The sequence below is a fragment of the Enterobacterales bacterium endosymbiont of Anomoneura mori genome (genome assembly GCF_047159375.1).
Lineage (GTDB): Bacteria > Pseudomonadota > Gammaproteobacteria > Enterobacterales > Enterobacteriaceae_A.
On sequence record NZ_AP031381.1, the window covers coordinates 105,572 to 124,471 of the forward strand.

General features: G+C 16.5%; 26 protein-coding genes and 1 tRNA gene. 7 read left to right on the forward strand and 20 right to left on the reverse strand.

Going from position 1 to position 18,900, the window contains the following annotated elements:
• The first annotated feature begins 68 nt into the window (after window positions 1-68).
• Entirely contained in the window at window positions 69-1,127 is a 1,059-nt protein-coding gene (fbaA, locus tag ACMCL3_RS00530; RefSeq protein ID WP_412728848.1) for a class II fructose-bisphosphate aldolase, read from the forward strand.
• 88 nt (window positions 1,128-1,215) lie between these two features.
• Here fbaA and secA read toward each other — a convergent pair whose 3' ends face one another.
• Window positions 1,216-3,690 carry a preprotein translocase subunit SecA gene (gene secA, locus ACMCL3_RS00535; RefSeq protein ID WP_412728849.1) on the reverse strand — a complete coding sequence of 825 codons (2,475 nt, stop codon included), beginning with the start codon at window positions 3,688-3,690 and terminating at the stop codon, window positions 1,216-1,218.
• Window positions 3,691-3,781: 91 nt separating this feature from the next.
• Window positions 3,782-4,678 (reverse strand): 16S rRNA (cytosine(1402)-N(4))-methyltransferase RsmH, encoded by an 897-nt coding sequence (gene rsmH / locus ACMCL3_RS00540; RefSeq protein ID WP_412728850.1) that lies wholly within the window; start codon window positions 4,676-4,678, stop codon window positions 3,782-3,784.
• A 165-nt stretch (window positions 4,679-4,843) separates the two neighbouring features.
• Here rsmH and glyQ point away from each other — a divergent pair, with 165 nt between their 5' ends.
• From glyQ to hslU, 4 genes are read left to right on the forward strand one after another with little or no spacing between them, the layout of a single operon-like run.
• On the forward strand, window positions 4,844-5,710 hold the full coding sequence (glyQ, locus tag ACMCL3_RS00545) for a glycine--tRNA ligase subunit alpha (protein WP_412728851.1): 867 nt from the start codon (window positions 4,844-4,846) through the stop codon (window positions 5,708-5,710).
• Between the two features lie 11 nt (window positions 5,711-5,721).
• Entirely contained in the window at window positions 5,722-7,671 is a 1,950-nt protein-coding gene (gene glyS / locus ACMCL3_RS00550) for a glycine--tRNA ligase subunit beta (RefSeq protein ID WP_412728852.1), read from the forward strand.
• A 56-nt stretch (window positions 7,672-7,727) separates the two neighbouring features.
• The gene (hslV, locus tag ACMCL3_RS00555) at window positions 7,728-8,249 is read left to right on the forward strand and encodes an ATP-dependent protease subunit HslV (RefSeq protein WP_412728853.1); all 522 of its coding nucleotides are present in this window, start codon (window positions 7,728-7,730) and stop codon (window positions 8,247-8,249) included.
• Between the two features lie 17 nt (window positions 8,250-8,266).
• On the forward strand, window positions 8,267-9,577 hold the full coding sequence (gene hslU, locus ACMCL3_RS00560) for an ATP-dependent protease ATPase subunit HslU (protein ID WP_412728854.1): 1,311 nt from the start codon (window positions 8,267-8,269) through the stop codon (window positions 9,575-9,577).
• Between the two features lie 6 nt (window positions 9,578-9,583).
• On the opposite strand, the gene rpmE is transcribed toward hslU, so the two are convergent.
• The gene (rpmE, locus tag ACMCL3_RS00565) at window positions 9,584-9,790 is read right to left on the reverse strand and encodes a 50S ribosomal protein L31 (RefSeq protein WP_412728644.1); all 207 of its coding nucleotides are present in this window, start codon (window positions 9,788-9,790) and stop codon (window positions 9,584-9,586) included.
• A 141-nt stretch (window positions 9,791-9,931) separates the two neighbouring features.
• Between rpmE and ACMCL3_RS00570 the strand changes: the two genes are divergently transcribed.
• A tRNA-Glu gene (locus tag ACMCL3_RS00570) sits at window positions 9,932-10,004 on the forward strand.
• Between the two features lie 27 nt (window positions 10,005-10,031).
• Window positions 10,032-10,241, forward strand: coding sequence for a DNA-directed RNA polymerase subunit omega (rpoZ, locus tag ACMCL3_RS00575; RefSeq protein WP_412728645.1), 210 nt, complete (start codon window positions 10,032-10,034; stop codon window positions 10,239-10,241).
• Window positions 10,242-10,352: 111 nt separating this feature from the next.
• On the opposite strand, the gene rplQ is transcribed toward rpoZ, so the two are convergent.
• The 17 genes from rplQ to rplN form a co-directional block, all read right to left on the reverse strand.
• A complete protein-coding gene (gene rplQ, locus ACMCL3_RS00580; protein WP_412728646.1) occupies window positions 10,353-10,712 on the reverse strand; it encodes a 50S ribosomal protein L17 in 360 nt (119 codons plus the stop codon).
• Window positions 10,702-11,724 carry a DNA-directed RNA polymerase subunit alpha gene (locus tag ACMCL3_RS00585; protein WP_412728647.1) on the reverse strand — a complete coding sequence of 341 codons (1,023 nt, stop codon included), beginning with the start codon at window positions 11,722-11,724 and terminating at the stop codon, window positions 10,702-10,704. Before ACMCL3_RS00585 ends, rplQ begins: the two co-directional genes overlap by 11 nt.
• Before the next feature lie 25 nt (window positions 11,725-11,749).
• Window positions 11,750-12,370 (reverse strand): 30S ribosomal protein S4, encoded by a 621-nt coding sequence (rpsD, locus tag ACMCL3_RS00590; RefSeq protein WP_412728648.1) that lies wholly within the window; start codon window positions 12,368-12,370, stop codon window positions 11,750-11,752.
• A gap of 24 nt (window positions 12,371-12,394) precedes the next feature.
• Window positions 12,395-12,799 carry a 30S ribosomal protein S11 gene (gene rpsK, locus ACMCL3_RS00595; RefSeq protein WP_412728858.1) on the reverse strand — a complete coding sequence of 135 codons (405 nt, stop codon included), beginning with the start codon at window positions 12,797-12,799 and terminating at the stop codon, window positions 12,395-12,397.
• A 231-nt stretch (window positions 12,800-13,030) separates the two neighbouring features.
• Window positions 13,031-13,387: a 30S ribosomal protein S13 gene (gene rpsM / locus ACMCL3_RS00600; RefSeq protein WP_412728649.1), complete on the reverse strand. Its 357-nt coding sequence runs from the start codon at window positions 13,385-13,387 to the stop codon at window positions 13,031-13,033.
• Window positions 13,388-13,429: 42 nt separating this feature from the next.
• A complete protein-coding gene (rpmJ, locus tag ACMCL3_RS00605; RefSeq protein ID WP_412728650.1) occupies window positions 13,430-13,546 on the reverse strand; it encodes a 50S ribosomal protein L36 in 117 nt (38 codons plus the stop codon).
• 19 nt (window positions 13,547-13,565) lie between these two features.
• Window positions 13,566-14,891, reverse strand: a complete 1,326-nt coding sequence (gene secY / locus ACMCL3_RS00610) for a preprotein translocase subunit SecY (protein WP_412728651.1) — start codon at window positions 14,889-14,891, stop codon at window positions 13,566-13,568.
• Complete coding sequence (rplO, locus tag ACMCL3_RS00615; RefSeq protein ID WP_412728652.1) at window positions 14,881-15,312, reverse strand: 50S ribosomal protein L15; 432 nt, start codon at window positions 15,310-15,312, stop codon at window positions 14,881-14,883. Before rplO ends, secY begins: the two co-directional genes overlap by 11 nt.
• A gap of 2 nt (window positions 15,313-15,314) precedes the next feature.
• Window positions 15,315-15,494 (reverse strand): 50S ribosomal protein L30, encoded by a 180-nt coding sequence (gene rpmD, locus ACMCL3_RS00620; RefSeq protein ID WP_412728653.1) that lies wholly within the window; start codon window positions 15,492-15,494, stop codon window positions 15,315-15,317.
• An 18-nt stretch (window positions 15,495-15,512) separates the two neighbouring features.
• A complete protein-coding gene (gene rpsE, locus ACMCL3_RS00625; RefSeq protein ID WP_412728654.1) occupies window positions 15,513-15,995 on the reverse strand; it encodes a 30S ribosomal protein S5 in 483 nt (160 codons plus the stop codon).
• Between the two features lie 9 nt (window positions 15,996-16,004).
• The gene (gene rplR, locus ACMCL3_RS00630) at window positions 16,005-16,352 is read right to left on the reverse strand and encodes a 50S ribosomal protein L18 (RefSeq protein ID WP_412728655.1); all 348 of its coding nucleotides are present in this window, start codon (window positions 16,350-16,352) and stop codon (window positions 16,005-16,007) included.
• Window positions 16,353-16,354: 2 nt separating this feature from the next.
• Window positions 16,355-16,888: a 50S ribosomal protein L6 gene (gene rplF / locus ACMCL3_RS00635; RefSeq protein ID WP_412728656.1), complete on the reverse strand. Its 534-nt coding sequence runs from the start codon at window positions 16,886-16,888 to the stop codon at window positions 16,355-16,357.
• Between the two features lie 9 nt (window positions 16,889-16,897).
• Window positions 16,898-17,290: a 30S ribosomal protein S8 gene (gene rpsH / locus ACMCL3_RS00640; RefSeq protein ID WP_412728657.1), complete on the reverse strand. Its 393-nt coding sequence runs from the start codon at window positions 17,288-17,290 to the stop codon at window positions 16,898-16,900.
• Between the two features lie 24 nt (window positions 17,291-17,314).
• On the reverse strand, window positions 17,315-17,620 hold the full coding sequence (gene rpsN, locus ACMCL3_RS00645) for a 30S ribosomal protein S14 (RefSeq protein ID WP_412728658.1): 306 nt from the start codon (window positions 17,618-17,620) through the stop codon (window positions 17,315-17,317).
• Window positions 17,621-17,622: 2 nt separating this feature from the next.
• A complete protein-coding gene (gene rplE / locus ACMCL3_RS00650) occupies window positions 17,623-18,168 on the reverse strand; it encodes a 50S ribosomal protein L5 (protein ID WP_412728659.1) in 546 nt (181 codons plus the stop codon).
• 10 nt (window positions 18,169-18,178) lie between these two features.
• Complete coding sequence (rplX, locus tag ACMCL3_RS00655; protein ID WP_412728660.1) at window positions 18,179-18,493, reverse strand: 50S ribosomal protein L24; 315 nt, start codon at window positions 18,491-18,493, stop codon at window positions 18,179-18,181.
• 10 nt (window positions 18,494-18,503) lie between these two features.
• On the reverse strand, window positions 18,504-18,875 hold the full coding sequence (gene rplN / locus ACMCL3_RS00660; RefSeq protein WP_412728661.1) for a 50S ribosomal protein L14: 372 nt from the start codon (window positions 18,873-18,875) through the stop codon (window positions 18,504-18,506).
• Window positions 18,876-18,900: the final 25 nt, after the last annotated feature.

Consider the following 18,900-nt stretch of genomic DNA (forward strand, 5'->3'; position numbering starts at 1 on the left):
TAATTATAATTATTAATAAAATATTAAATATTTTTATTATTTTTAAAATATTAATATTTAAGGAAAAAATGAATTTTTTAAAAAAAGGTGTTATTTTAGGAAAAAATGTTAAAAAAACATTTGAATTTGCTAAAAAAAAAAATTTTGCTATACCAGCAATTAATTGTATAAATATAGATTCTATAAATTCTATTTTAGAAATATCAGCAAAAATTAATTTACCTTTAATTATTCAATTTTCATATAGAGGATCAATTTTCTTAACTGGAAATGGTTTATTAAAAAAAAAATCTATTACTGAAACAGCTATTTTAGGAGCTGTAACAGGAGCTAAATATGTTCATAAATTAGCAAAACATTACGGAGCAAATGTTATGTTACATACTGATCACTGTTCAAAAGAATTATTACCATGGATTGATGGTCTTTTATATGAAAATGAAAAATTTTATAATATAAATAAAAAACCATTATTTTCTTCTCATATGATAGACTTATCAAAAGAAACTATTGACACAAATGTTAAAATATATTCTAAATATTTAAAACGTATGAAAAAAATGGGAATATTATTAGAAATTGAATTAGGTTGTATTGGTGGTGAAGAAGATGGAGTAAATAATAATAATATAGAAAAATCTAATTTTTATACAAATCCAAAAACTGTTTCATATATTTTTAAAAATTTAATAAAAATAAGTTCAAACTTTACAATAGCAGCAGCTTTTGGAAATGTACATGGTGTATATAAACAAGGAAATGTTAAATTAATTCCAACTATTTTAAAAGATATTCAAAAATATGTTTCAAATAAATTTAATTTACCTAAAAATAATTTAAATTTTGTTTTTCATGGAGGTTCAGGATCTCTTGAAAAAGATATTAAAGAATCTATTAAATATGGTGTGGTTAAAATAAATATTGATACAGATATTCAATGGGCTAATTGGTTAGGTATATTAAATTATTATAAAAAATATAAAAATTATTTACAAACACAATTAGGTAATCCTAAAGGAATTAATGAACCAAATAAAAAATATTATGATCCAAGAAAATGGATTAGAAATGGACAAAAAAGTATAATTTCACATTTAAAAAAAACAATTAATAAAGTAAAATTATAATAAAATATTTAAATAAATTTTTAATTTAAATATTTTATTTTTAATAATTTAAATAATAAAAATTTATAAAATTTTTAAAAATAAATTATTATATTTTAATAAAATTTGTTTTTGTAATTATATAAAATATTTCATATTTAATAGATTCTAAAATATTTAAAAAAATATAAAAAGATTCACGTTCAAATTCTTGTTTTAAATCTTTTTGTAAATAAATAAATAAATAAATTCCTTTTTTTAAATTATCTATTAAATATAAATATTCTTTCCATAATAAATCAAATATTTTTAATGTAATATATTTTTCAAAATTTCTCATATTTTTAAAACCTATTAATTTTTCTTTTTCAATATAATTAATTTTAAAAATTAATAAAATGTATTTTAATATTTTAATTTTATTTTTTTTATTATTTATTTTTTTTAAATATTTAAAATTTAAAAAAAATTCTTTTTTTAAAAATTTTTCTAAATTTATTAAATTTATTTTTTTAAAAAAAAATATTCTATAAATATATTGATTAATTATAGATTTTATTACATCTTTTCTAATATTATTAATTATTTTATAAATTTTTAAAGTATTTAAAATTTTATTTCTTTTATTATAAAAAATAATTCTATGTTCATTAATAATATTATCATATTCTAATAATTGTTTACGAATTTGAAAATTTCTATGATCAATTTTTTTTTGAGCATTTTTAATTATTTTTGTTATTAAATTATTTTCAATAAATTCATTTTTCTTAAATCCTAATTTATATATTAAATTAGATATATTATATGAAGAAAAAATACGAATTAAAGTATCTTCTAATGATAAATAAAATTGTGTAGAACCAGGATCACCTTGTCTACCTGATCTCCCTTTTAATTGATTATCAATACGTCTAGATTCGTTTCTTTCAGTGCCTATAATATGTAAACCACCAAGTTTAACAATTATATCATGTTTTTTTTTCCAATATATTTTTTTTTTATTATCTATATAATTATTAATTTTAAATTTATAATTTCCACCTAATATAATGTCTGTACCACGACCAGCCATATTAGTTGCTATAGTTATTGAACCTTTTTTACCAGCTTTTGAAATTATTTCAGATTCTATTAAATGAAATTTAGCATTTAATACTTGATGTTTAATATTATTTTTATTTAATTTTTTTGATAATTTTTCAGAATTTTTTATAGATGTTGTACCTATTAAAATAGGTTGATTATTTAATTTATAATTTTTAATTTCTTTAATTATAGCATTGTATTTTTCGTTTTCTGTTAAAAAAATTTTATCAGGCATATCTTTTCTAATATTTTTACAATTAGTAGGTATTACAATAGTTTCTAAATCATATATTTCTTTAAATTCATTATATTCAGAAAATGCAGTTCCTGACATTCCAGATAATTTTTTATATAAAAGAAAATATTTTTGAAATGTAATAGAAGCTAAAATTTGATTTTCATTATTTATATTTAAATTTTCTTTTGCTTCAATAGCTTGATGTAAACCGTCTGACCATTTTCTATCATTCATAATTCTTCCAGTATGTTCATCAATAATTTCAATTTTATTATTTTTTATAATATAATCAATATTATTATTAAATAAAAAATGAGCACGTAAAGCATTATTTATATGATACATTAAATAAATATTTTTTGATAAATAAAGTGATTTTTTATCTTTAATTAAATTATTTTTAATTAAAATATCTTCAATTAATATTAATCCATTTTCAGTTAAATATATTTCATTATTTTTTTTATTAATTATAAAAAAATTTTTTTTTTTATAATTATTAAATTTTTTATTTTTTTTAATTAAAATTAATATAATTTTATTAATTTTATAATATATTTTAGAAATATTTTTTAAACTAGAAGATATTATTAATGGTGTTCTAGCTTCATCTATTAATATTGAATCTATTTCATCAATTAAAGCAAAATTTAAACAACGTTGTACTTTTAATATTTTTTTAAATATCATATTATCACGTAAATAATCAAAACAAAATTCATTATTAGTACCATATGTAATATCACATAAATATGCTTTTTTTTTTTCTTCTATTGACATATTTGATAAATTTATTCCAACTGTTAAGCCTAAAAATTCAAATAAAAATTTATTATTTTCAAAATCACGTTTTGCTAAATATTCATTTACTGTTATAACATGTACACCTAAACCAGTTAAAGCATTTAAATAAATAGGTAAAGTTGATGTTAAAGTTTTACCTTCTCCTGTTTTCATTTCTGCAATACATCTATTATTTAAAATTATACCACCAAATAATTGAACATTAAAATGACGTATACCAAAAATTCTTTTACTAACTTCACGAACTATTGCAAAAACTTCTGGTAATATATATTCTAAAGTTTTACCTTTTTTTAAATATTTTTTAAATTTTTTAGTAAATTTTTTAATTTCTATATTTGATAAATTTTTATAATATAATTCTAAATCATTAATTTTTTTAATAATTCTATAAATTTTTTTTAAATTATAATTTTTTTTATTTAATATTTTTTTAATTATTTTATATATCATATTTAAAATTATTAATAATTTTAAAATATAAATAAATTTTTTATTTTTTTAAAAAATTTATAAATAATAAATATTTTTTAAAAATTTAAAATTATATTTTTTCAGCTATTCTAAGTATTGCACTTCTAGAACGATAATTATTTTTAATTTCAAATAATGAAGGTCTAAATTTACCTATAAATTTTAATTTATTTTTTTTAATATTTTTATTATTTTTAATATATTTAATATTATTAAATTTAATAAAATTTTTAACAATTCTATCTTCTAAAGAATGATAACTAATAATAGATATTCTTCCTTTATTAGAAAGTAATTTTAAAGAATATTTAAGTGCACACTCTAATTCTTTTAATTCATTATTAATATATATTCTAATTGCTTGAAAACTACGTGTTGCAGGGTGTTTATTTTTTATATTATTTTGATTATAATTTAATTTAATTAAATTAGATAATTCTTTAGTATTATTTATTGGTTTTACTTTATTATATTCATATATTGCTTTAGCTAAACGTTTTGAATTTTTTTCTTCACCAAAATTTTTTAATACAAAATTTAATTTTTTAATATTAGTTGATTTAATCCATTTTAATGCTGTTATTTTTTCTTTTTGATTCATACGCATATCTAAAGGTCCATTATTAATAAAAGAAAATCCTCTTTTAGGATCATCTAATTGAAAAGAAGATAAACCTAAATCAAATAAAATACCATTTATTTTACCTTCCAATTTTATTTTATGTAAATTTGAAAAATTTTGATTAATAAAAAAAAATCTTTTATCTTTTATTTTATTTATAAAATAAATAACTTTTGGATCTTTATCAAATGAAAATAATTTGCCTTTTTTTCCTAATTTTGATAAAATCATTTTAGAGTGACCACCACAACCGAATGTAGAATCAATATAAATACCATTTTTTTTAATATTTAAATTTTCTATTGATTCTTTTAATAAAACTGAAATATGATATTTTTTTTTCAAAATATTATTTATAAATAATTATAAAATTATTAAATTTTAAATAATTATATTATTTAATTTATATAAAATTTTTAAAAATATATAAATATAATTATATTAATAATTTAATTTAAATATAAAAATAATTTAAAATTATTAAATATTTAAATATTTTTAAAATTTTAAATGACTTTTCAAGATTTAATAATAAAATTAAAAAATTATTGGTTTAAAAAAGGTTGTACTATAATTCAACCATTAGAATTAGAAGTTGGTGCTGCTACAACACATCCAATAACATTTTTTAATTCTATTGGGAAAAAACCAATATCTGCAGTTTATGTGCAACCATCACGTAGACCTACTGATGGACGTTATAGTAAAAATGCTTATCGTTTACAAAGATATTATCAATTACAAGTAATTATAAAACCACCTTTAAATAATATACAAGAATTATATTTAAATTCATTAAATAATTTAGGTTTAAATTTAAATATTTATGATATTCGTTTTATTGAAGATAATTGGGAAAATCCAACATTAGGAGCTTCAGGTTTAGGTTGGGAAGTTTGGTTAAATAGTTTAGAGATAACACAAATTACATATTTTCAACAAATGGGAGGATTAAATTGTAATCCTGTTACTGTTGAAATAACTTATGGATTAGAAAGAATTGCTATGTATATTCAAAAAATATATAATATTTATGATATTGTTTGGAATATTGGAAAATTTGGTAAAATAACTTATGGTGAAATGTTTTATAATAATGAATTAGAATATTCTAAATATAATTATAAATATGCTAATATAGATTTTTTAAAAATTTGTTTTAAAGAATATAATAAAGAAATAATAAGATTATTAACATTTAAAAAACCTCTTCCAATACCTGCATATGAATATATTTTAAAATCTATTCATATATTTAATATTTTAGATTCTAGAAAAGCTATTTCATCAACAGAAAGACAAAGATATATTCTTAATATAAGAAATTTAAGTAAAAAAGTTGCAAAAATATATAGTAATTTTTATTTAAAAAAATAATATTAAAAAAAATGAAAAAAAAAAATTTTTTGATAGAAATAGGAACAGAAGATTTACCTTCTAAATTATTAATTAAAATTTCAAAAAATTTTTTTTTAAATTTTATTAAAGAATTAAAAAAAAATAAAATTGAATATTATAAAATTTATTTATATTCAACATTACGTCGTTTAGCAATTAAAATAAATAATTTAAAAATAAATAAAACTATTTTAAATTATAAAAAAAAAAAAATAAAAATTGATAATATATTAAAAAATAATAAAAATAAAAAAAAAATATTTGAAAAAAAAATAATTAAAATAATTAATAATTCATTAAATAAAATAAACAATTTTAAAAAAATGAGATGGAATAATAATAATTTTTATTTTATACGTCCAATCCGTAATATTATAGTTATGTTAAATAATAATATAATTCCAATTTATATTTTTGGAATTAAATCTAAAAGAAAATTGTATGGACATCTTTTTATGAGTAAAAAAAGTATAAATATTAAAAATGTTAATGAATATCCAAATATTTTATATTTAAAATGTAAAGTAATAGCAGATTATAATATTCGTAAATTTTTAATTATTAAAAAATCTTTATTTAAAATTAAAAAAAAAAAAGAAAATATTGATTTTGATAAAAATCTTTTAAATGAAGTAACTTCATTAGTTGAATGGCCTGTAATTTTAATTGGACATTTTAAAAAAATTTTTTTAAAATGTCCAATAGAGTTACTTATTAATATTATGAAAAATTCTCAAAAAATATTTCCAATTTATAATAATAAAAAAAAAATAATTTCTAAATTTATTTTAATAATAAATATTAAATCAATTAATAGTAATATAATTATTAAAGATAATGAAAATCTTTTAAATTCACGTTTTAATGAAATTAATAATTTTTTAAAAAATGATTTTAAAAAACCTTTAGAAAATAATTTAAAAAAATTAAAATATATAATTTTTAAAAAAAAATTAGGTTCATTATATGAAAAAACTTTTAGAAATCAAATTTTATCTTTTTATTTTTTATTTAAAAATAATATAAATGTAAATTATATTATACGTTCTAGTTTATTTTTTAAATGTGATTTATTAACTAATATAGTTTATGAAAATATTAATTTACATAGTATAATAGGAATGTATTATTTACATTATTATAAAGAATCTGAAATAATTTCTATTTCAATAAATAAAAAAAAAATTTTTTTAAATAAAAAAATTAATAAATTAACATCATTATTAATAATTTCTGATAAAATAGATTTTTTAGTTGGAATTTTTGGAATTAAAAATTTTCCAAAAAAAAAAAATGATCCTTTTGAAATTAAACGTTGTGTTTCAAATATATTAAATACAATAATAAAAAATAAAATAAAAATAAATTTTATAAATATTATAAAAAAATCAATTTTATTATATGGAAATAAATTAAATAATAATAATGTAATAAATGATGTTATTAATTATATATTTAAAAGATTTTGTTATTTATATATTAAAAAAGGATATTCAGAAAAAATTATTAAATCTATAAATAAAAATAAATTTTTAAATATTTTAAATTTTATTAAAATTTTAAAATCAATTAAATATTTTTTAAATTTTAAAGAATCTAAAAATTTAATTTTTTCTAATAAAAGAATATTAAATATTTTAAAAAAAACAAAAGAAATTTTAAATAATAAAATTAATAAAAAACTATTAATAAAAAAATATGAAATAAAATTATATAAAAAAATAAATATTTTAAAAAAAAAAATTAAAAATTTAATAAATAAAAAAAAATATAAAGATATATTTAAAGAATATATAAAATTTAATAAAATAATTGATATTTTTTTTAAAAATGTTTTAATTATGGACAAAAATAAATTATTAAGTGTTAATCGTTTAAAATTATTAAATGAAATTAAAAAAATATTTTTAAAAATTTTAAATATTTCAAAACTAAATTAAAATTAATTAATTTTATTTATTAATTTTAAATTATTTTAAAAAAATATAAGGTTAATATGACAACTATTATAAGTGTACGTAGAAATGGTAAAACAGTGATGGGTGGAGATGGACAAGCTACATTAGGAAATACAATAATTAAATCAAATTCTAAAAAAGTAAAATATATGTATAATAAAAAAATAATTGCTGGTTTTGCAGGAAGTACAGCAGATGCATTTACATTATTTGAAATTTTTGAAAATAAATTAGAAAAAAATAATGGTAAATTAATAAAAGCTGCAGTAGAATTAGCAAAAGATTGGAGAAACGATAAATTTTTAAAAAAACTTGAAGCTTTTTTAGCTGTAGTTGATAAAAAAAATTCTTTAATTATTACTGGTTATGGAGATATTATAAAACCTGAAAATGATATAATTGCTATAGGATCTGGTGGAACATATGCATTAGTAGCTGCTAGAATATTAACAGAAAATACACAATTAAATGCATATAAAATAGTTAAAAAATCTTTATTAATTGCTAGTGATATTTGTATTTATACAAATAATAATTTTACAATTAAAGAATTAAATTAAATATAAGGAAATAAAATATGTTTAAAATGACATCTAATAAAATTGTTTCTAAATTAAATTTACATATAATTGGACAAAATAATGCAAAAAAAAAGATAGCAATTGCTTTAAGAAATCGTTGGCGTATAAAAAATCTTGAAAAAAAATTAAAAAAAAAAATAAAAACAAATAATATTTTAATGGTTGGACCAACTGGAGTTGGAAAAACAGAAATTTTTCGTATTTTATCAAAAATAACCAATTCTCCTTTTATTAAAGTAGAAGCTACAAGATTTACTGAAATTGGTTATGTAGGAAAAGAAGTAGATTCAATTATTCATGAACTTGTTGAAAATTCATATAAAATAGTTAAAAAAAAAAATATTAAAAAAAATATAAAAAAAATTAAAAAATTATCAGCAAAACGTATTATAAATATTTTAATTAAAAATATTATTATAAAAAAAACATTTAAACAAATAATATATTTATATAAAATTTTAATTAAAAAATTATATAATAATGAAATAAATAATATAAAAATTAAAACAAAATTATTTTTAAAAAAAACAAATAATGAAATTTTAATAAATAATAAAACAAATAAAATTGTTAATCAAATACAAAATATTATAAATAATTTTAATAATTTTAAAAAAAAAATATCAATTAAAAAAATTTTATTTTTTTTTGAAGAAGAAGAAATTTTAAAAATATTTAAAAATAAAAAAATAAATAAAGAAATTATTGATAACGTTGAACAAAAAGGAATTGTTTTTATTGATGAAATAGATAAAATTTGTAAAATTTCAAATTATAGTAATTCAGAAATTTCTAGAGAAGGAGTACAACGTGATTTATTACCTTTAATTGAAGGATGTAATGTTTTAACAAAATATGGTAATATTAAAACAGAAAATATTTTATTTATTGCTTCAGGAGCTTTTCATTCTTCTAAACCATCTGATTTAATGCAAGAACTACAAGGACGTTTACCAATATATGTAAAATTAAATTCATTGAAAAAAAAAGATTTTGAAAAAATTTTAATTGAACCTAAATTTTCATTAATTGAACAATATAAAAGACTTATTTTAACTGAAGGTGTAAAAATTGAATTTACAAAAGATAGTATTTTAAAATTAGCAGAAATTGCTTATATATATAATAAAGAAATAAAAAATATAGGTGCAAGACGTTTACATACAATATTAGAAATATTATTAGAAGATATTTTATATAATATTGAAAATATAAAAAATAAAATAATTATTATAGATAAAAAATATGTTAAAAAAAAATTTAAAAATTTTTATGTTAAAGAAGATTTAAATAAATTTATTTTATAATATAAATTAATTAATATTTTTAAAACGTTTATTAAATATATTAATTCTACTTCCAGAAATATTATTACGTTGTGAACCAGTATAAAAGGGATGACAATTATTACAAATATCTAAATTTATATTTTTACATAAAGTTGAATAAATTTTAATTATATTTCCACATGAACAATTAAAATTAACTTTTTTATATTTTGGATGTATATTTTTTTTCATTTTTTTCCTTTATTTTAAAATATTATTAAATTTAAAAATATTTTTTAAAATTATTAAATATCAAAACTAATAAAATTATTTCTTGACTAATTTTTTAAAAAAAATAATTTAATTTTATAAATATATAAATAATTATATTATGTCCCCTTCGTCTAGAGGACTAGGACATCGCCCTTTCACGGCGGCAACAGGAGTTCAAATCTCCTAGGGGACATTAATTATTTTTTAAATAATATTAAAAATGTCTTATAATATATCTGAAAAAATTATATATAAAATAGGTAATAGATTTGATTTAGTAATAATAGCAGCACATAGAGCTCGTCAAATACAATTAGGAATTAAATTATCTTTAATAAAAAAAAAAAATGAAAAATATTTTATAACTGCATTAAAAGAAATTGAAATGGGTTTTGTTACTAAAAAAATATTAAAAAATATTTATAAATAAAAAATATAATTAATAATTTTCAAATAATTAAAATAAATTAATTAAAATATTTTATAAAGTAAAAGGATTATCCTTTTACTTTATAAATTTTAAAATGTTTAATTTATATAATTATTTTCTATCTACTAATTCTATATATGCCATTTTAGCATTATCACCTTTACGATAACCACATTTTAATATACGTGTATACCCACCATATCTATTTATATATTTTGGAGCAATTTTATTAAATAATTTATTAACAATATTATTATTACGAATTCTTGAAAATATTATTCTTCTATTTTTTATTATATTATTTTTTGAAATTGTAATTATAGGTTCTATAAAACGTCTTAATTCTTTTGCTTTTTGTAAAGTTGTTTTTATAATTTCATAATTAATTAATGAACAAATTATATTTCGAAACATTAATTTTCTATGACTACTAGTTCTACTAAAAAATTTCCCACTTTTTTTATGTCTCATTTTTTCCTTTTAAAAAATTATTTTTTTTTTTAATTTTATATTTATTTGATGGTGGCCAATTTTCAATTCTCATACCTAAATATAAACCATGATTATTTAATATTTTTTTAATTTCAGAAAGCGATTTTTTACCTAAATTAGGTGTTTTTAAAAGTTCAATTTCAGTACACTGTACTAAATCTCCAACATAATTTATAGATTCAGATTTTAAACAATTAATAGAACGTACAGTTAATTCTAATTCTTCAATACTTCTTAATAACATGGGATTCATTTTATTCATTTTAGAATTAGGATAAATTCTAACAAAACTTTCAGTATCCATAAAAATTGAATATTGTTCTGATAAAAGTTGTGCTGCTTTTTTAAACGCAATTTCAGAATCAATTGCACCGTTTGTTTCTATTAAAATATTTAAACTTTCAACATCATCATGATCTTTTAAAATATATGGTTTTACACTATATGAAACACATTTAACTGGATTAAAACAAACATCTAAAAAAATTTGTCCAATTTTTTTAGGAGTTTTTTTTCTTTTATTTATAGGAAAATATCCTCTACCTTTTTCTATTTTAATCATTATTTTAATATTAGAATTTTTATTTATTAAATTACATATAATAATATTAGGATTTATAATTTCAATATTTTTATTTTCTTTCATAATATCTTTACCAGTTAATTTACAAATACCAGATTTTTCAATTTTTACTATTATAGTATTTTTATTTTTAATATTTATTGCTAAAGATTTTAAATTTAATATAATTTCTAATACACTTTCTTTAATACCATCAATTACACTGTATTCATGTAAAATTCCATCAATATTAATTTCTGTTACTGCATAACCAGGAATATATGATAATAAAACTCTTCTAATTGAATTTGCATAAGTATGACTATAACCTTTTTCAATTGGTTCTAGAATTATTTTTGAACTCATATTTGAAAATCTTTCAAGTTTTTTAATTGTTGGTTTTATAAAATCTTTTAAAAATTCTGACATTTTTTAATCTCCTTATTTAATAAAATTATTTTGAATATAATTCTATTATTAATTGTTCATTAATATTATTATAAATATCTAATCTATCAGGTAATTTTATTAAAGTACCGTAACATTTTTTATGATTAATATTTAACCATTTAGGTTTTTCTCTATTTTTAAATAATTTTATTGCTAATTTAATACATTTATAATTTATAGCTTTTTTATTAATTTGAATTTTATCACTTAATGATACTTGATATGAAGGAATATTTACAATATAATTATTTACTAAAATTAATTTATGACTTATAAATTGACGAGCTTCAGAACGAGTTGAACTAAAACCCATACGATAAATTATATTATCTAATCTTAATTCAATTAATTTTAATAAATTTATACTAGTATTACCTTTTAATTTATTTGCTTTTATATAATAATTTTTAAATTGTTTTTCTAATATTCCATAAATTCTTTTAACTTTTTGTTTTTCACGTAATTGTAAAGAATATTCAGAAAATCTAATTTTACGATTTTTTTTTTGTCCAGGTATTTTTTTTATATTACATTTAGAATTAATTTCACGAATTCCAGATTTTAAATATAAATCTGTATTTTCGCGACGACTTAATTTAAGTTTTGGTCCTAAATATTTTGCCATAATATATCCTTATTTTAAAAATAATTAAATACGACGTCTTTTTGGAGATCTACATCCATTATGAGGTATTGGAGTAACATCTACTATACTAATTATATTAAAACCTAAAGAATTTAAAGTACGAATAGTAGAATCACGTCCAGGACCAGGTCCTTTAACTTTTATTTTTAAATTATTAATTCCACGTTTTTTCATAAATTTAGAACATTTTTCAATTGCAATCTGTGCTGAAAAAGGTGTAGATTTTTTAGAACCTTTAAAACCAAATAATCCAGGAGATGAAAATGATAAAGTGTTTCCTTTTAAATCAGTTAATGTAATAATTGTATTATTAAAAGATGCATGTATATTTATAATACCATCTAAAATAATATTATTTTCATTTATTTTTTTTTTTTTTTTTTTTTTTAAATTATTTACTTTATTTATATTTTTTTTATTAATATTAAAATTATTTATTTTTTTTTTAAAATTATTTACTTTATTTAAATTTTTTTTTTTAATATTAATTTTATTTATGTTTTTTTTAAAATTATTTAATTTATTTAAATTTTTTTTTTTAATATTAATTTTATCTATATTATTTTTAAATTTATTTACTTCATTTGTATTATTTTTTAAAATGTTATTTTTTTTATTAACATTCATAATAAACTCCAACTATTTTTTTATTTTTTTATTTTTTTTTTTACAAGTTTTAGCATTTGTTTTAGTTCTTTGACCATGAATTGGTAAATTACGACGATGTCTTATTCCTCTATAACAGTTAATATCTATTAAACGTTTAATATTTAAATTAATTTCTCTACGTAAATCACTTTCAATTATAAATTTAGAAATATATTTACGTATAATATCTATTTGTTTTTTATCTAAATTTTTAATTTTAATGTTTTCATTTATATTAGAAGATAAACATATACTTCTTGCTCTAGATTTTCCAATACCAAAAATTGATGTTAATGCAATTAATAAATTTTTATTTTTTGAAATATTTATTCCTGATATACGTATCATATTTATTCCTAATATTTATTAATTTTAAAAAAAATTTAAAAATTAACCTTGTCTTTGTTTATGCTTTAATGAAAAACTACATATTACTCGAATTACTCTATTTCGTTTAATTATTTTACAATTTCTACAAATTTTTTTAACAGACGCACGAACTTTCATATTATTTACTCTTTTAAAATTAACATTTTAAATTTGTTTTTTTAATTACAGAATTATACTGATTTGACATTAATAATGATTGAATTTGAGAAATAAATTCCATAATAACTAAAGTTACTATTAATATTGAAGTTCCATTTAAATATAAAGATATATTAAATATTTTAAATATTTCTGGAAATAAACAAACAATAATTATATAAATAGAACCTAATATATTTAAACGTGATATTATATTATTAATATATTTTTCAGTTTTTATACCAGGTCTAATACCATATATATAAGCATTTGATTTTTTTAAATTATTTGCAGTTTCTTTAGAATTAAAAAATAATGATATATTTAAAAAATTAAAAATTAAAATAAAATTTATATATAATAATACATAAATTAATTTACCAGGTTTTAAATATAAAATAATATTTTTAATTAATATTAAATTATTAAATTTAATTAATAAAAAAGATATTAAATTAATTAAAAATAAAACAAAACTTGTAGAAAATATAACAGGTGTTATTCCTGCAATATTAATTTTTAATGGTAAATAAATATTTTGTAAAGTATAAAATTTATTTTTAATTTGATTACTTTTATAATTTACAGATATACGACGTTGTGAACATTCAATAAAAATAATAAATAAAACAAATAAAAATAATAAAAAAATATATAAAATAATTTTTAAAAAAATTAAATTTTTTAATTGTTCTTGAAATATATTATTAATTGAAATTGGAATGTTAAATAATATTCCTAAACAAATAATTATAGAAATTCCATTTCCAATACCATTTTCATTAATTTTTTCACCTAACCACATTAATAACATAGAACCAGTTACTAAACTTATTAAGATAATTAAATTTAATAAAAAATTATTATAAATAACAAAATTTTTTAAAAAAATAAATTTATTTAAATTTAATAAAATAATAATTGATTGTATTAATGAAATTATAAATGTTAAATAACGAATAAATTGGTTAATTTTATTATTAATATTATATGAATTTTTATATTTTTTTTTAAAATTAGGATAAATAAAATTAATAATTTGTACAATAATTGTAGATGATATATATGGAGTTAAACCTAAAAAAAATATTGAAAAATTATTAATATTATTTTTTAAAAATATATTAAAATTTTCAAATATATTAAAATTATTATTTTTTAATAAAAAATCATTTATAAAATAAATATTAAAACCTGGAATTGGTATAAAATTACCAATACGAAAAATTATTAAAATACAAATTAAAAATAAAATTTTATTTTTTAAATAAAAAAATTTATTATTATAATTTTTAAATATATTTTTAATTTTTTCAGTTTTCAATTTTTCCTCCATTTTTTTTTAAAATATTCTGTGCACCTTTTGTAATAAATAAATTAATAATTTTAAATGGTTTAATTATTTTTCCATTATGAATAATTTTAACAAATTTTATTTTTTTGTCAACTATTTTATATTTTTTTAAAATAAATAAATTTATATATTTTTCTTTTATTTTATTTAATTCATATAAACGAATTTCTTTTTTAATTAATTTTTTTTTTGAAATAAAACCGAATTTTGGTAAACGTTTATATAATGGTGTTTGACCACCTTCAAATCCTCTTTTAAAATTATTTCCTGAACGTGATTTTTGACCTTTATGTCCTCGACCACAAGTTTTTCCTAAACCAGATCCTATTCCTCTACCACAACGTTTTTTTTTTTTGTATTTATTAATTAAAATAAAATTATTTAAATACATAATTACTCCAAAATTTTTATCATATAATATATAAGTTTTATCATTCCATTAATAGATTCAGTTTTTTTTATTTTAATAATTTTATTTATACGACCTAACCCTAAACTTATTAATGTTGCTTTATGTTTTGGTTTTTTCCCTATTGAACTTTTAATTTGTTTAATTTTAATTATTTTACTCATTTTATATTCCTTAAATTATTAAATTATTTTTCCTCTTTTATCAGAAATATATTTTAAAGTTTTCATGTTAGATAAAGCTTTAATAGTTGCTTTAACTACATTAATAGGATTAGTTGATCCATATGTTTTTGCTAAAACATTATTAATTCCAACAACTTCTAATACAGCACGCATTGCACCACCTGCAATTATTCCAGTTCCTTCTGAAGCAGGTTTCATAAATACAATAGATTTAATATATTTACTTTTAATAGAGTGTTGTAAAGTATTTTTTTTTAATGTTATATTTATTATATTACGTTGAGCTTTTTTTGTAGCTTTTTTAATTGCTAAAGGAACTTCTTTAGATTTTCCATATCCAAAACCAACTTTTCCTTTACCATTTCCTATTACAACAAGAGCTGTAAAACTAAACACTCTACCACCTTTAACAGTTTTTGAAACACGATTAACATTAATTAATTTTTCTTTAAATTCAAAAGATTTTTTTTCTTTATTCATTTAAATTCCTTAAAAAATTAAACCTGATTCACGGGCAGCTTCTGCTAAAGCTTTAATTCTACCATGATATTTATATCCAGATTTATCAAAAATAACATTTTCTATTCCATTTTTAATACAACGTTTTGCTATAATTTTACCAATTATTGCTGCAGCATATTTATTTCCAGTATAATTAATATTTTTATTAATTTTTTTTTCTAAAGTTGATGCAGATAATAATGTTTTATTTTTAAAAATTATTTGTGCATATATATTACGAGAAGTACGAAATACTACTAATCTAATTTTTTTTAATTTTTTATTTTTTATACGAGATAAACAAGCGCGTTTTAAACGTGAAATTTTTTTATACATTTTTATTTTTTTTTAGTTTCTTTTAATTTAATTATTTCATTATAATAACGTATTCCTTTACCTTTATATGAATCTGGAATATGAAATAATCTAATTTTAGCAGCAATTTGACCTAATAATTGTTTATTAGCACTATTTAAAATAATTTCATTTTCATTTTTACATTCAACTTTTATACCTTTAGGTAAAATATAATTAATTAAATGTGAAAAACCTAAAGAAAAAATTAAAATATTATTTTTTAATACAACTTTATAACCAATACCAATTAATTTTAATTTTTTAGTAAAATTTTTTGTTACACCAATTATCATTGAATTTATTATAGAACGTGTAGTACCTGCTTGAGACCATGAATATTTGTTATTTTTAAAAACAGAAAAAAAAATAAAATTATTTTTTTTTTTAACAATAACATTTTCATTAATATTATATTTTAATTCATCATTTTTTCCAATAATTTTAATATTTTTTTTTTCTATAAATATTTTTACTTCATTAGGAATAAATATTGATTTTTTAGCAATACGTGACATAATTAATCCTTAATAAACATAACAAATAACTTCACCACCTATTCCTTTATTTTTAGCTAATTTATTAGACATTATACCTTTAGACGTTGATATAATTGCTATTCCAAAATAATTCATAACTTTAGGAATTTTTTTTTTATTTTTATATATACGTAAACTAGGTTTACTTATTCTTTGAATGTTTTCTATAACTGGTTTATTATTAAAATATTTTAAAATTACTTCTAATTTTAATTTATTTTCATTAATTATTTTATAATTTTTTATATAACCTTCTTCTTTTAATACTCTTAAAATTTCTTTTTTAATATTAGAAAATGGTAATTTAATTTTATTTTTTTTATTATTTTGTCCATTTCTTATATATGTTAACATATCTGAAATTGGATCTTGCATACTCATAATAACTCCAAAATTACAATAATTTTACCAGCTAGCTTTTTTTAAACCAGGTATTTCACCACGCATAGCAAATTCTCTAAATTTAATACGACTTAAACCAAATTTTCTAATATATCCTCTTGGTCTACCAGTTATAAAACATCTATTATGATATCTAGATAAACTAGAATTACGAGGTAAAGATTGTAATTTAAAAATATATTTTAATTTTTTATTAAAAGAATATGAATTATTGTTAATTTTTTTTTTAATTTCATTTCTTATAACAATAAATTTGTTTATTAATTTTAATTTTTTTTTTTCTCTTATTATAATAGATTTTTTAGTCATAATTATCCTATTTTTTTAAAAGGAAAATTAATATATGATAATAATAAATATGTAAGATTATCAGAATTTGAATTAGTAACAATTGTTATATTCATACCTTTAATAATATCAATTTTATCAAATTCAATTTCAGGAAAAATAATTTGTTCTTTAATACCAATATTAAAATTTCCATTACCATCAAATGAATTTAATGATAAACCTCGAAAATCTCTTATTCTAGGTATAGCAACAAAAATTAATCTTTCTAAAAATTCCCACATACGTTTACCTCTTAAAGTAACTTTACAACCAATTGAATTATTTTGTCTAATTTTAAAATTAGCAATTGATTTTTTTACTTTAGTAATTATTGGTTTTTGTCCTGAAATAACAGATAAATTATTTGAAGCAATATCTATTTTTTTTTTATTAAAACCTGATTCTCCTAATCCAACATTCAAACAAATTTTTAATATTTTAGGAACTTGCATACATGATTTAAATTTAAGTTTTTTAAATATTAAACCTATAATTTTTTTTTTATAAAAATTATATAAATTTTTCATTTTTTAAAAATTATTTAATATATTTTTTATTTGATTTATATAAACGTATTTTTTTATTATTTTTTATTATAAAACTAACACGATCAATTTTATTTGTATATTTATTTAATATTGAAATATTAGAAATATCAATAGGAAATTCTTTTTTAATTATACTACCTAATTTATTCATATGTGCAATAGGTTTTTGATGTTTTTTAAATATATTTATATTTTTAATAATTACTTTTTTTTTTGATAAAATTTTTAAAACTTTTCCACGTTTACCCTTATATTTACCAGATATTATAATAATTTTATCATTACATTTTATTTTATTTGCCATTTATACCTTTTTAAAGTACTTCAGAAGCTAAAGAAATTATTTTTTTAAATTTTTCATTTTTTAATTCTCTAGTAATTGGTCCAAAAATACGTGTTCCTATTGGTTGTAATGTAGTATTATTTAAAATTACACATGAATTAGTATCAAATCTAATTAATGATCCATCAATACGACGAACACCTTTTTTAGTTCTTACAATAACTGCTTTTAAAACTTCACCTTTTTTAATTTTACTATTTGAAATAGTTTCTTTAATAGAAATTTTTATTATATCTCCAATATTTGCATAACGTTTATGAGTTCCGCCTAAAACTTTAATACACATAACTTTTTTAGCACCAGAATTATCAGCAACATTTAATATAGAATGTTCTTGAATCATTTAAATTTATAAAATAATAAAATTA

Coding starts and splice junctions, on each gene's coding strand:
- fbaA (WP_412728848.1), top strand. CDS start 69: ATGAATTTTTTAAAAAAAGGTGTTATTTTAGGAAAAAATGTTAAAAAA.
- secA (WP_412728849.1), bottom strand. CDS start 3,690: ATGATATATAAAATAATTAAAAAAATATTAAATAAAAAAAATTATAAT.
- glyQ (WP_412728851.1), top strand. CDS start 4,844: ATGACTTTTCAAGATTTAATAATAAAATTAAAAAATTATTGGTTTAAA.
- glyS (WP_412728852.1), top strand. CDS start 5,722: ATGAAAAAAAAAAATTTTTTGATAGAAATAGGAACAGAAGATTTACCT.
- hslV (WP_412728853.1), top strand. CDS start 7,728: ATGACAACTATTATAAGTGTACGTAGAAATGGTAAAACAGTGATGGGT.
- hslU (WP_412728854.1), top strand. CDS start 8,267: ATGTTTAAAATGACATCTAATAAAATTGTTTCTAAATTAAATTTACAT.
- rpmE (WP_412728644.1), bottom strand. CDS start 9,790: ATGAAAAAAAATATACATCCAAAATATAAAAAAGTTAATTTTAATTGT.
- rpoZ (WP_412728645.1), top strand. CDS start 10,032: ATGTCTTATAATATATCTGAAAAAATTATATATAAAATAGGTAATAGA.
- rplQ (WP_412728646.1), bottom strand. CDS start 10,712: ATGAGACATAAAAAAAGTGGGAAATTTTTTAGTAGAACTAGTAGTCAT.
- ACMCL3_RS00585 (WP_412728647.1), bottom strand. CDS start 11,724: ATGTCAGAATTTTTAAAAGATTTTATAAAACCAACAATTAAAAAACTT.
- rpsD (WP_412728648.1), bottom strand. CDS start 12,370: ATGGCAAAATATTTAGGACCAAAACTTAAATTAAGTCGTCGCGAAAAT.
- rpsM (WP_412728649.1), bottom strand. CDS start 13,387: ATGATACGTATATCAGGAATAAATATTTCAAAAAATAAAAATTTATTA.
- rpmJ (WP_412728650.1), bottom strand. CDS start 13,546: ATGAAAGTTCGTGCGTCTGTTAAAAAAATTTGTAGAAATTGTAAAATA.
- rplO (WP_412728652.1), bottom strand. CDS start 15,312: ATGTATTTAAATAATTTTATTTTAATTAATAAATACAAAAAAAAAAAA.
- rpmD (WP_412728653.1), bottom strand. CDS start 15,494: ATGAGTAAAATAATTAAAATTAAACAAATTAAAAGTTCAATAGGGAAA.
- rpsE (WP_412728654.1), bottom strand. CDS start 15,995: ATGAATAAAGAAAAAAAATCTTTTGAATTTAAAGAAAAATTAATTAAT.
- rplR (WP_412728655.1), bottom strand. CDS start 16,352: ATGTATAAAAAAATTTCACGTTTAAAACGCGCTTGTTTATCTCGTATA.
- rplF (WP_412728656.1), bottom strand. CDS start 16,888: ATGTCACGTATTGCTAAAAAATCAATATTTATTCCTAATGAAGTAAAA.
- rpsH (WP_412728657.1), bottom strand. CDS start 17,290: ATGAGTATGCAAGATCCAATTTCAGATATGTTAACATATATAAGAAAT.
- rpsN (WP_412728658.1), bottom strand. CDS start 17,620: ATGACTAAAAAATCTATTATAATAAGAGAAAAAAAAAAATTAAAATTA.
- rplE (WP_412728659.1), bottom strand. CDS start 18,168: ATGAAAAATTTATATAATTTTTATAAAAAAAAAATTATAGGTTTAATA.
- rplX (WP_412728660.1), bottom strand. CDS start 18,493: ATGGCAAATAAAATAAAATGTAATGATAAAATTATTATAATATCTGGT.
- rplN (WP_412728661.1), bottom strand. CDS start 18,875: ATGATTCAAGAACATTCTATATTAAATGTTGCTGATAATTCTGGTGCT.